Annotated in this window: 8 protein-coding genes; 2 read left to right on the top strand and 6 right to left on the bottom strand. The window is 63.3% G+C overall.

The window, feature by feature from the left end; translation table 11 throughout:
- Window positions 1–191: 191 nt before the first annotated feature.
- Together DYQ94_RS12575 and DYQ94_RS12570 are read left to right on the top strand one after the other, a co-directional pair.
- Complete coding sequence (locus DYQ94_RS12575) at window positions 192–416, top strand: hypothetical protein (RefSeq protein WP_046342384.1); 225 nt, start codon at window positions 192–194, stop codon at window positions 414–416.
- 188 nt (window positions 417–604) lie between these two features.
- On the top strand, window positions 605–1,096 hold the full coding sequence (locus tag DYQ94_RS12570) for a hypothetical protein (RefSeq protein WP_102581221.1): 492 nt from the start codon (window positions 605–607) through the stop codon (window positions 1,094–1,096).
- On the opposite strand, the gene DYQ94_RS12565 is transcribed toward DYQ94_RS12570, so the two are convergent.
- From DYQ94_RS12565 to DYQ94_RS12540, 6 genes are all read right to left on the bottom strand, one after another.
- Window positions 1,050–2,588, bottom strand: a complete 1,539-nt coding sequence (locus DYQ94_RS12565) for an MASE1 domain-containing protein (protein ID WP_102257073.1) — start codon at window positions 2,586–2,588, stop codon at window positions 1,050–1,052. The two genes, DYQ94_RS12570 and DYQ94_RS12565, sit on opposite strands and share 47 nt — an antisense overlap.
- Window positions 2,589–2,964: 376 nt before the next feature.
- Window positions 2,965–4,392, bottom strand: coding sequence for a sugar porter family MFS transporter (locus DYQ94_RS12560; RefSeq protein ID WP_016904374.1), 1,428 nt, complete (start codon window positions 4,390–4,392; stop codon window positions 2,965–2,967).
- 87 nt (window positions 4,393–4,479) lie between these two features.
- Window positions 4,480–5,817, bottom strand: coding sequence for a xylose isomerase (xylA, locus tag DYQ94_RS12555; protein ID WP_104568532.1), 1,338 nt, complete (start codon window positions 5,815–5,817; stop codon window positions 4,480–4,482).
- A 47-nt stretch (window positions 5,818–5,864) separates the two neighbouring features.
- A complete protein-coding gene (gene xylB / locus DYQ94_RS12550) occupies window positions 5,865–7,358 on the bottom strand; it encodes a xylulokinase (protein ID WP_016903224.1) in 1,494 nt (497 codons plus the stop codon).
- On the bottom strand, window positions 7,355–9,736 hold the full coding sequence (locus tag DYQ94_RS12545) for a glycoside hydrolase family 95 protein (RefSeq protein ID WP_160955165.1): 2,382 nt from the start codon (window positions 9,734–9,736) through the stop codon (window positions 7,355–7,357). Before DYQ94_RS12545 ends, xylB begins: the two co-directional genes overlap by 4 nt.
- 91 nt (window positions 9,737–9,827) lie before the next feature.
- Window positions 9,828–12,731, bottom strand: coding sequence for a TIM-barrel domain-containing protein (locus tag DYQ94_RS12540; RefSeq protein WP_039520831.1), 2,904 nt, complete (start codon window positions 12,729–12,731; stop codon window positions 9,828–9,830).
- Window positions 12,732–12,757: the final 26 nt, after the last annotated feature.

Below are 12,757 nucleotides of genomic sequence, written 5' to 3'. Positions count from 1 at the left end.
CACCGCGCCACTTCGAGCACGGACGGTTCGGCATGGTGACCAGGCAAACGACACTCTGCGGCAAGGAACGCGACACGGCGTGACCGGACGAACGATGGATGAAGTGTTATAAAGTAACACTTATTGCGCAAAATCAAGCCCGCCGTGCCCCGCCACTGCCCTCACGTTCACTTTTACCGAAGAGCACAACGATGTCGCCCGTCATCCCCGACAGCTATACCGCCTGGCGCCACTGCATCGAAGTCGACTGCGCCCAGCCACTGACCGCCCCTTTCATCACCCAACGAATCGCAAGCCTGCGCGATCTGAGCGACCACCACACCCAGCAGTTCTTGCGTCGTTGGGGCGAATCTCATCACCGGCGAGTGATTGGATGGTTTGAACGTGCCGGTGGCGAACTCGAGCCGAGCCGCTAAATAGCGCGCGCGCTCCAGCACTGCACATCACGCCTGACCGGATAGGTCCAGGTAACAGCGGATGCGGTTGACTGTTCCTCGCTGATCGGCAACGGTATGCCGCAGCGATTTTCTGCGACAAACAATCAACAAAATCTGCCATTCAACACGTAACGTATAAGCGCCTGAATCGCAGGCGGAGTTGCCCCATGCAGGGGGAAGGCAAAATCATGAAGAACGCAAAAAATTGGCTTATGGCTTTTTGCGTCGTTGCTGGAATGCTGTCGTCAGGCATGGCAATGGCTCAATGCTGTGCCAATGGTGGCGTCGGCGTACATGCAATGACAGGACTTGGCGACAGCAATCCCAAGGCAGCCAACCTAACGATGGATCCGTCGCTTGCCATTTATGAACTCCATCGCGATGGAGTGACATATCTCCAGATCAACGATGTAACTGGAGTGGTCCACGCAGTGGTAGCACGAGTGGACAACGCACTCTGGACCTTGCCAATGGGCAAGGATGTAGAACGCGTCGTGCTGCCGGCGGCGAACAGGATTTCGGCAGGCACGAGTTCAAACAATCCGCCAATGTTTGATTCAACTCAGCGTGATCAAGCACGACTTGTCTACAAAACAAAGAACTTCACGGTATTCAACTGGCGGGAAGCAACTGGGGAACACTGGATAGTCTCCCCCTGACTGCAACGGAGACTGGCTCGGCAACCAGAAAGGTGAGAACCAACGCATGGCGGCGGCGAAACATGCCGCCATGCGCTTTCAAGCGCGCCTTCAGTTCAGCCTCCACATCGATCGAGTCGCTCTTGGCCGCCTCAGCTGACGACGAATCCGCAATCACGCGCACCAACACGCCCTTAGCTCCTCTCCCTGTCCAAGCACGAGCCTGAATGAAGTGCCGACTAGCCGGCGGCAAGATCTCCACACAATTGAGCGTACTGCGATAAGCACTCAATTGGAGCTCCAATGACAGCTTCCTGCAGTCACCGCGAAACACGCATTGAAACTGAGATTGGCAGAAGCGTTCGAGTGCTGACGAACGCAGAGCCTGATACAGCCCATGCGTCTCGATTTCCAACGGATACAGCGCGGCGACATACTGCTGAAGCAATTGCGACTCAAGGACACCAACCCGCGTCATCTCCATTGCTGCAGAATGCTGCCCTCTGCCCCTCAAATCAGCCACCACATCTTTGCGCATCTTGTTGATCTGAACATTGATGTCAGAGTATTCGAGCACCCGATTGCGCAACATGCGCTCAGCACTGGAATAGCTTGCTCGGGCTAGTGTGAAGGCATCATCTCTTGGCTGGCTCGAAACCTTATCGCGGGCAGGCTTGCGCAGACGAGCATTGAAAACAAAAAGAGCCGTCGTCGTGACCGCATAGAGCAACTGGATACTAAAAACTTGTTGATCAAAAAACCCGATCTGATACACCCGAGGAAGCGAGAACTCAATTGCGAAGCTTGCCAATAGTGACCCTAGAGCACTGCCTCTCCACCCCTGCCTGAAAGTCAACACGACCATTGGCACGAGCATCGCAACCATCAAGATGCTTCGAGTCAGTGGTTCCTGCGAGACCCCTAATAAGAAGAACAGACCGAGGATAACAGCCACCGCGATTCCGAGATCTCGCTGGAGACTCGGGCGTACAGGACCGTCATTCCAGTTCGCCCATAACATCGCAGGAAGAAGCAAGACCAGCATGCCCAAATAGCTACCTGACCAATAGAGCACTATCAGGTCTAGTGCAGGGTCAGCCTGCGGTCCACCGAGGGTCGCGTTTATTAACAGACTGCATATAGCGTTCCAGAGAGCTATCGCAAGAGCAGCAGGAATAAACCATTGCTGGCTTTTAACAATATGAGGAACTTGATATCGAAGCAGGCCAATCGCCCCAGCAATCAAAGGCGCATGAATGAAGGGACTCAGATATGACCATAACGGATTGAAGCCCTGTAACTCGCCTAGCGGAATACGCAAGAACAACATCGCCGCAGCGTCACCTGCCAACAGAAAAGGCCACTCGCGATAAGGCCGAAAGAGCAAGGCGACTACGCGCAAACCAACCGGCAGATACCATTGTTCGATCGACAAGCGCCAAAGCATCAGAAACACCAGGCAGTAGCACACGCTGATCAGCATGCCCCTGACAAGTTCTTTAGCTACCGCCATACCACCACTCCTTGGTTCCACGATTCGCCCTAGTCTGGAGGGAAACTGCCTGGTGGAGTATAGCGGTGGCGCACAATTTGCAAAAAGAGCCGGTGCCCTTGCAGGCGGTTATCGCCATTGAAGACGCGCATTGCACTTTGCTGGTGCGTTGGGCCACGCGGGAATCAGGCCGCCTGACACAGCACAGGTCAGAGCTGCCGGCAGTCACGAGACGACGCACGCACCCAATCCAGCCCAACGATGACAGCCAGCGCGATTGAGGCGCCCGCAGGCATGCGAGACATCGGCAAGATCCCGGCGAGACCGTCAACGAACAAGGCCGCGCAGTGCGCGGCCTTGTTCGTCTTCCATGCCGATATCAGCATAACGGGGCAGATCAGCCCTCCATCTGCTCCAGCTCCTTGCCCTTGGTCTCGTAGACATACTTGAGCACGAAGAACACCGAGATGAAGGCGGCGACGGTGTAGATGCCGTAGGCGCCGGCCAGGCCGATGCTGCCGAGCAAGATCGGGAAGCTGACGGTGATGGCGAAGTTGGAGGTCCACTGCGCGGCGCCGGCAATGGCCAGGCCCGAGCCGCGGATCTGGTTCGGGAACATCTCGCCCAGCATCACCCACATCACCGGGCCCCACGAGGCATTGAAGAACACCACGTAGACGTTGGCGGCCACCAACGCGAGCATGCCCATGGCATCGGACATGGCGAGCTTGCCGTTGGGGTCCAGCGAGGCGGTGGCGAAGGCATAGGTCACCAGGGCCAGCGAGACCGCCATGCCGGCCGAGCCGATCCACAGCAACGGCTTGCGGCCGATCTTGTCGACCAGCATCACCGTGACCAGGCAGGCGCCGATACTCAGGCCGCCGGAGAGCACGTTGATCAGCAGTGCGTCCTGCTCGGAGAAGCCCACCGCCTGCCACAGCACCGCGCCGTAATAGAACACCACGTTGATGCCGACCAGTTGCTGGAACACCGCCAGGCCCACGCCGATCCAGACGATCGGGCGGATCTTGCCGGTGGCCTTGTTGATGAGGTCGGAGAACTTGGGCTTGTGCTGGTCGGCCGACATCGAGGCCGAGATCTCGGCCAGCTTGGTCTGCGCGGCGGCGTTGCCGTATAGCCGCTTCAACACCACCAGCGCCTGCTCGCGGCGGCCCTTGACCACCAGGTAGCGCGGGCTTTCCGGGATGACCAACAACAGCAACAGGAACAGCAGCGAGGGAACCGCCTGCATCCAGAACATCCAGCGCCAGGCGGCCTGCCCGGCCCATAGCGGCTCGGTGGAGGCACCGGCGGCGTTGGCCAGCAGGTAGTTGCTCAGGAATGCGCAAAACAGCCCGCTGATGATGGCGATCTGCTGCATCGTGGCGAGCCGGCCGCGATAGCGCGCGGAGGCGACCTCGGCGATGTAGGCCGGCGAGATGACGCTGGCGGCGCCCACCGCAAAGCCGCCCATCACGCGAGCGAAGATGAAGAAGCCGGAACTGTGCGAGGCACCGGCGCCAATGGCCGAGAGCAGGAACAGTGCCGCCGAAATGATCAGGACCGCGCGGCGGCCCCAGCGGTCGGCCAGACGGCCGGCAAAGAAGGCGCCGATGGCGCAGCCCAGCAGCATCGAGGCGACTTCGAACCCGGTCTCGGCGGCGCTGGAATTGAAGGTCTGCTTCAGGCCGTCGACAGTGCCGTTGATCACACCGCTATCGAAACCGAACAAAAAACCGCCGATCGTGGCTACGCAACTGATCAAGACGATAAAACGGGTGTTCTCACCGGCATCGGGGGCGCCGTTTACGGAGACACTGGACATGGATTCACCTGGAAGCATGCAAGGGAGCGGCCACGGGGGCGGCCGACATCGGCCGGCGACGCGCAACGCGCCGCCGGCCACGGGACATCAACGGGTCAGATACTGGTTGATCAGGTTCTCGTAGGCTTCCTGACGGCCGCTGAGCTGCTTGGGTTCGTTGCCGGCGGCGTACTTGGCCAGATCCACCAGCGTGCTGCTGCCGTTGGCAAAGTCCGCGCCCGCGCCGCTGTCGAAGCTGGCGTAGCGCTCGGCGCGCCACTGCTCCAGCGGCGAGGAGGTCAGCAGCGCATTGGCCACTTCCAGCCCGCGTGCGAACGCGTCCATGCCGCCGATATGCGCCAGGAACAGATCCTGCGGGTCCGACGACTCGCGGCGCACCTTGGCATCGAAGTTCAGCCCGCCCGGTGCTAGCCCGCCCTGGCGCAGCACCACCAGCATCGCGCCGACGGTGTCGTACAGGTCGGTCGGGAACTGGTCGGTATCCCAGCCGTTCTGCGGGTTGCCGCGGTTGGCATCGATACTGCCGAGCAGGCCGGCATCGGATGCCACCTGCAGGTCGTGCTCGAAGCTGTGGCCCGAAAGCGTGGCGTGGTTGGCTTCGATGTTGAGCTTGAAGTCCTGGTCCAGGCCGTGCTGGCGCAGGAAGCCGATCACCGTGGCGCTGTCGAAGTCGTACTGGTGCTTCATCGGCTCCATCGGCTTGGGCTCGATCAGGAAGTTGCCGGTGAAGCCGATCGCGCGGCCGTAGTCGCGTGCCAGGGTCAAGAAGCGCGCCATGTTGTCCTGCTCGCGCTTCATCTGGGTGTTGTGCAGGCAGGCATAGCCTTCGCGGCCGCCCCAGAACACGTAGTTCTCGCCGCCCAGCTCGACGGTGGCATCGATCGCGGCCTTGACCTGCACCGCCGCACGCGCGACGACATTGAAGTCCGGGTTGGTCGACGCACCATTCATGTAACGCGGGTGCGAGAACAGGTTGGCGGTGCCCCACAACAGCTTGATGCCGGTATCGGCCTGGCGCTGCTTGGCAATGCCGACCATGTGCTTGAGGTTGCTCTGGTACTCGCCGATGTCGTCGGCATCGGGCGACAGATCCACGTCGTGGAAGCAGTAGTACGGCACGCCGAGCTTGGTGAAGAACTCGAACGCGGCATCGGCCTTGGCTTCGGCGCGATTCAACGCGGTGTTGCCGATATCCCACGGGTACGCGCGCGTGCCCGGGCCGAACGGATCGGCGCCGTTGCCGCAGAAGCTGTGCCAGTAGGCCACGGCAAAGCGCAGATGCTCGGCCATGGTCTTGTCGCCGACCTGCTTGTTGGCGTCGTAGACCTTGAACGCCAGCGGGTTGTCCGAGTCGCGGCCTTCGAAGCCGATCTTGCCGATACCGGGGAAATATTCCTTGGCGCCGATGTAGACGGTGTTGCTCATGGGGTGGAATGTCCTTGCTGCTGGGGGAGTTGTAGAAAGCGTGTCGATCAGCCGGCGTAGAGCGGGCTGACCACATGCAGGTGCTTGAGGAAGTGCTGGTAGTGCTGCTGATACTGGGCCACGCGCTGCGGATCCGGGCGCGCCGACAGGCTGTCGTCGACTTGCAGATGCTCCAGCACCACATCCGACAACGCGTGCGTACCGCCGTCATCGCGATCGCAGGCCCACAAGGCCTGCAGCGCGGCACCGAAGGCAGCGCCTTCGGGCTGGGTCGGCACCACGACCTGCAGGTTGAAGATATCGGCCACCATCTGCCGCCATTGCGCGCTCTTGCTGCCGCCGCCGGTGAGCAGGATGGTGTCGAACTGCAGACCCGCCGCAACGAAGGCATCGAAGCCGTTGCGCAGGCTATAGGTCGCCCCTTCCATCGCGGCGCGATAGAAATGCGCCGGGGTGGTGTTGTGCAGGTCCATGCCGAACAGGCAGCCGCGGGCGGCCGGCAAGTCCGGGGTGCGCTCGCCGTTGAAGAACGGCAGCAGCACCAGCCCATCGGCGCCCGGCGTGGTACTCGCGATCAAGGCGTCGGTCTGCTCGCGGGTGATCGAGAACATGCGCATCACCGCCTCGGTGGCGACGGTGCAGTTCATGGTGCAGATCAGCGGCAGCCAGCCGCCGCTGGACGAGCAGAACGCGGCCCAGCGTGCCTCGTCGTCCACCACCGGGTGATCGGCGTAGGCGAACAAGGTGCCCGAGGTACCCAGGCTCATGGTCAGGCGTCCCGGCACCACGTTGCCGGTGCCGATGGCGGCCATCATGTTGTCGCCGCCGCCGGTGGTGACACGCACGCCGGCCGGCAGATTCAAGGCATCGGCGGCTGCGTCGGACAAGGCATAGACCGCGCCGGTCTCCACCAGCGGCGGCAGTGCCTCGCGCAGGTCGCGCTGCGCATCCACCGCGCCGAGCATGCGCTCGGACCACTGCCGCGTGCGCACGTCCAGCCAGCCGGTGCCGGAGGCATCGCCGACTTCGGCAAAGCGCTCGCCGGTGAGCCAGAAGTTCACGTAGTCGTGCGGCAGCATCACCGTGGTCATCGCCGCGTACGCCTCGGGGCGATGCTTGCGCGTCCACGGCAGCTTGGAGGCGGTGTAGCCGGCCATGATCGGGTTGCCGGCGGTGGCCACGCTGCCTGCGGCGCCGCCCACCGCATCCATGATTTCCTCGCATTCCAGTGCGGTGCTGGTATCGCACCATAGCTTCACCGGTGCGGTGACGCTGCCATCGGCGGCCACCGGCACGAAACCGTGCTGCTGACCGGAGACCGAGATGCCACGCACCTGCGCACGCTGCTCGCCATCGAGCTGCGCGAAGCAATGCACGATGCCGTCGATCCACCACTGCGCCTGTTGCTCGCGGGTGCCGTCGTCGCGGCTGATCAGTTCCATCGGCGCGGCGATCGTGGCGACCACGGCGCGCTCCTGCGGATCGTAGGCCACCAGTTTGACGCTCTGCGTGCCCACATCCAGTCCTACGTACAAGCTCATTGCGTCACCAATCGGTTGTTGTTGAGGCCCACCTGCCGGGTGCGGCCGGCACCCAGTTCCAGGTCCAGGGTCTGCCCTGCGTAAGACAGTTGATAGCGCCCGCCCCGCTCGCTGTGCACGCGTGCCTGCTGCAGGCGGCCGCCCTCCCAGTGCAGGTCCACGCTGGCACCGCCGCGCACGCGCAAGCCACGCACACTGCCGCGCGGCCATGCCTTGGGCAAGGCAGGCAGCAGGAACACGCTGCCGCCCCAGCTTTGCAGCAGCATTTCGGTGATGCCGGCGGTGCCGCCGAAGTTGCCGTCGATCTGGAACGGCGGATGCGCGTCGAACAGATTCGGGTAGGTGCGTTCGGGCGAGATCAGCAGTTGCAGGATGCGGTAGGCATGCTCGCCATCGGCCAGCCGTGCCCACAGATTCAGCCGCCAGCCGATGCCCCAGCCGGTGGCGTTGTCGCCGCGCGTTTCCAGCGTGCGCTTGGCCGCGGCGGCAAGCTCGGGCGTATCGCGCAGATTGATCTGGCTCGAAGGATGCAAGGCGTACAGATGCGAGACGTGGCGGTGATGGATCTCCGGCGCCTGCATGTCCCAGTCCTGTTGCCACTCCTGCAATTGTCCCGCCTTGCCGATGCGGTTGGGCGGCAATTGCTCGCGCAGCGTGCTCAGTTGTTGCGCGAAGGCGTCGTCGGCCTTGAGCAGCTTGCTCATCGCGATGCATTGGGCGAACAGATCGCGCAGCAGCTGCGCATCCATGGTGGGGCCGGCACACAGCGCGGCGTTGAACGGATGCTGGTTTTCCGGCGACATCGACGGGTTGGTCACCATCGCGCCAGTCTGCGGATCGCGCACCAGCGTGGCGACGAAGAACTCCGCCGCGCCCTTGAACAAGGGGTAGATCCTGCCCAGATAGGCACGGTCGCGGCCGTAATCCCAGCGATCCCATAGCTGCTGCAACAGCCAGACGCCACCCATCGGCCACAGGCTCCACTTGGCGCCATCGATCGGCCCGGCCTGGCGCCACAGATCGGTGTTGTTGTGCACCACCCAACCCGGTGCGTCGTACATCGCACGTGCGGTGTGCGCGCCGGTCTTGGCCAGATCGAACAACATGGATTCCAGCGGTTCGACGCACTCGTGCAGCGCGTTGGCCTCGCTGGGCCAGTAGTTCATCTCGGTGTTGATGTTGATGGTGTACTTGCTTTCCCACGGCGGCTGCATCAGGTCGTTCCAGATGCCCTGCAGATTGGCCGGCTGGGTGCCGGGCCGCGAGCTGCAGATCAGCAGGTAACGGCCGAACTGGTGATACAACGCGGCCAGCGCCGGGTCGTTGCCCTGCGCAAAACGCTGCACGCGCTCGTCGGTGGGCAGTGCTGCCGCCTCGCTGGTGCCGAGATCGATTGCCACGCGCCGGAACAGCCGCTGGTGATCGGCCAGATGCGCACGCAGCAATGCGGCATAGTCCAGCTTGCCGGCCTTCTGCATGCTTGCTGCGGTCAATGCCAGCGGATCGCCATCGACTGCATCAAAGCGTTGGTAGCTGGTGGCGGCGGTGAGCAGCAGCACCACTTCATCGGCGGCGTCGATGCGCAGGCGGTCACGCAGCCCGCTGAGCGTGCCGCCCTTGACCTGCGGCAGCACGCGCAAGGCAAAACGCAGCTTGCCGTCGATGCCGGCGAAGCTGCCGTTGCGGCCGCTGAACAGCAGCCCGCCCTGCTCCACCGTGACCGCGCCGGTCTGCGGGCTGTCGATGCCCACGCGCAGGGAAATCGCGCGTGGCCGATCGCAGGACAGACGCACCACGATGCATTGCGACTGCGCCGACACGAACACTTCGCGCTTGTGCACAGCACCGCCGGAGCGGAACGTGGTGGTGGCTACGCCGGTATCCAGATCGAGCTGGCGGCGATACTCGCTGATGCCGTCGGCACGATCGAAATCCAGCAACAGATCGCCCAGCGGTTGATACGGCATCTGCTTGAGCGGACGCGAGAGCATCTTGGCGTCGGCCAGGGTTTCGGCTTCGGCATAGCGCCCGGCAAACACGAGCGCGCGCACCTGTGGCAAGGCTGCAAGTGCTTCGGGGCTGGTGGCATCGTACGGGCCACCTGCGTACAGCGTGTCCTCGTTGAGTTGCAGGCGCTCGTGGGCAATGCCGCCCCACACCATCGCGCCCAGCCGGCCGTTGCCGACCGGCAGCGCCTGCACCCATTCGTTGGCCGGTTCGCGGTACCACAGCTGCAAAGCATCGCCCGCAGCAACGGCAGGCAGCGATTGCTCGCCGGCAGCCTTGGCCGGCGCAGCAATGGCGGACGCAGCCGGCGCAGCGCCCAGCGCCGCGAGTGCGGCACCGGTTGCCTTGCAGACTTCCCTGCGGGTCAGCACGTGCACCACCGTGCTGCATGACCGGACCTGCACGCCCGAGCCTTGCGGCGATCCGGCATCTGCGCACTCACTGACTGACAACGAGTTGCGATCATCGACGACGCGCTTTGCCGGACGCAATCTTGCGCTGCAACACGCTGACCGGATTGCCGTCGTACTGGATGCTGGCATCGGTCCTGGGCTCCAGCGCACCGGCGTCCTCGCGCGGGCCGTCGACGAAGCGCACGTTGACGGTGCGCTTGGCCTGCATGCCGGTCCAGCTGCCTTCGCGCTTGCCGATGCTCAGCTCGCCCTTGGCCTGGTTCCAGCTCAGCGGAATGCGGCTGAACTCGCCCTTCTCGTAGCCGTAGCCCTTGCCGTCGTCCTCATACAGCGAGAACTGACCATCGGCACCGGTATAGACCACCACGGTGAGCGGCGCATCCGGCTTCTGATCCACGTATTCCTGCACCGGGCCGGTCGGCACGATGGAACCGGCGCGCACGAACAACGGCATGCGCTCGATCGGCGCGGCCGCTTCGATGCTCTGGCCGCCTTCGTAGCGCTTGCCGGTGGCGAAATCCAGCCAGCTGCTGCCGGCCGGCAGATAGACCTGACGCGAGGTGGCGCCGAAGCGGGTCACCGGTGCGACCAGGAAGGCCGGGCCGAACAGGTACTGGTCGTTGATGTCGCGGACCTTGGGGTCGTTCGGGAAGTCCATCATCATGCCGCGCATGATCACGCCATCGCGCTGATAGGTGTCGCCGGCCAGGCTGTAGATGTACGGCAGCAGCGCGTAACGCAGGCGGTTGTAGTACGCCATGCTGTCGTAGAACGGCGTGCCTTCCGGGGCGATGTTCCAGATCTCGCGGTACGGGAACTGGCCGTGCGAGCGGAAGATCGGCACGAATGCGCCGAACTGGAACCAGCGCGTGTTGAGTTCGCGCCATTCCGGCAGGTGTGCCGGGTCCTGGTTCTCGTAGCGCTTCTCCACCGCAAAGCCGCCGATGTCGAAGGTCCAGTTGGGCAGGCCCGACAGCGCCATGTTGACGCCACCGGAGATCTGGTCGCGCATGTCGTCCCAGCGCGAGACGATGTCGCCGCTCCACACCGCCACCGCATTGCGCTGGGTGCCGGCGTAGCCCTTGCGCGAGAGGATGAACACGCGCTTGTCGTCGGCCGCACGGTCGCCCACGTACACGCCATGGGTGTGCGGCAACGGGTAGGAGTTGAAGTATTCGGTGGACGAGCCCAGCGCGTTGGGCGTGGTGCGCGCCTTGCGCTCGCCGATGTCCAGGTTGGAATGCACGTCCGGTTCGTCGGCGTCCATCCACCACGCATCGAAGCCCTTGCTGTTGAGCTTTTCGTTGACCTGGCGCCAGTAGATCGCCTGCGCCTTTTCCGAATACGGATCGTAGAACGAGTTCTTGTAGCCCTTGCCGATCCAGTCCAGCTCACCCACTTCCACGTTGCGCTTGAACATGAAACCGGCCGCGTCCAGTTCCTTGTAGTTGGCGGTGGTGGGATAGAACTTGGGCCAGATCGAAATCATGATCTGCGCATGCATGTCGTGCACCGCCTTGACCATGCCGTCCGGATCGGGGAAATGCTGCGGGTCGAAATCGTGCGAGCCCCAGGCATTCTCGGGCCAGTACGACCAGTCGAGCACGATGTTGTCCAGCGACAACTTGCGCTTGCGGTATTCGGCCACCGCGCCGACCAACTCGTCCTGGCTCTTGTAACGCTCGCGGCTCTGCCAGAAGCCGTAGGCCCACTTGGGCAGCATCACCGACTTGCCGGTGAGCTCGCGGTAGCCGGCCACGGCCTGATCGTAGGAATCGGCCGAGACGAAGTAGTAGTCGATCATCTGGCCGGCTTCGGACCACAGCGACAGGTCCTTCGCTTCGGCGGCCGGCAGCGGGTCGCGGTGCAGCAGCGCGATGTAGCTGGGGTCGATCAGGTCCCACTCGACCTTGACGGTGTGGCGCGTGCCCGGCTCCAGATCCAGCTTGAACTCGTGATTCCACGGGTTCCAGTTCTGGCGCCAGCGATCGACGACCAGCTTGCCGTCCACGTACAGCTTGGCGTACTCGCTCGAATAGAGCGAGAAGGTGTGCTCGCCACCGGTGAGCGCTTCGATCTCGCCCTCCCAGGTGACCTGCATGCGGCTGTCCTTGTCCTTGGTGATCGCCTTCTTCGGATACTTGGTCAGGTCGCTGAGGTACTGGTAGTTCACCTCGCTCTCGCGGCGTTCGACGATCTGCTTGCCGTTGATCGCATAACGTGCGGTCAGCGCACCGGCCTTGCCCTTGGCGTCATACAACTTCAGCGTCTTGGGCAGCGGCTGCAGGCCGCGCGGGTCGCCCAGGCGGCTGATCGAGTTGTTGTCCCACAGCAGGCCGTAGTTGCGGCTGGACACCAGGTACGGCACCGCCATGTCGATATTGTTCTGCTGCAACTCGATGTTGCGGCCCTTCTGGTTCATCCAGCCCTGCTGGTGCTGGCCGAAGCCGTACAGGGCTTCGTCGTCGGGCGACTGGAAGCGCTGACGCACGCTCAGGTACTGCTTGCCCTCCACTTTCAGCGGCGCAAAACTGCGCCCGCCGGCAACCTCCGACAACACCGGCTTGCCATTGGCATCGGCGAAGCTGACATGGCCATCGACGGTGGACACGGTGGCGGTGACCTTGCCGGTCTTCAGCTGCACGCTGTCGCCCTGCTCGGCCAGCTGGAAGTTGCCATCGCCCTGCACCGGTACGCGCATCAGGCTGGGGCTGCGCGCGAAGTCGCCGTCCGGGTCGGCACTGACGCGGATGATGCCGGCATCGACCACCTGCAGACGCACCGGTGCGGCGCCCTTGGCGCTCGGCACCACGGTGACGCCATCGGCGGCCTTGCGCACTTCCTGCGCGTGCGCGGCATTGGCCAGCAAGGCCAGCGACAACGCCAGGCACTGCGCAAGCGGTGTACGTCGGGTGGCAGGCGCATGGCCGGCGGAACGGTTGATGGTTTGCATGTTCACTCCCTTGGATTACGAAACGC

Source organism: Xanthomonas sp. LMG 8993 (assembly GCF_009835065.2).
In the GTDB taxonomy this organism is placed as follows: Bacteria; Pseudomonadota; Gammaproteobacteria; order Xanthomonadales; family Xanthomonadaceae; genus Xanthomonas; species Xanthomonas arboricola.
This window is presented reverse-complemented; position numbering and strand designations above follow the sequence as displayed.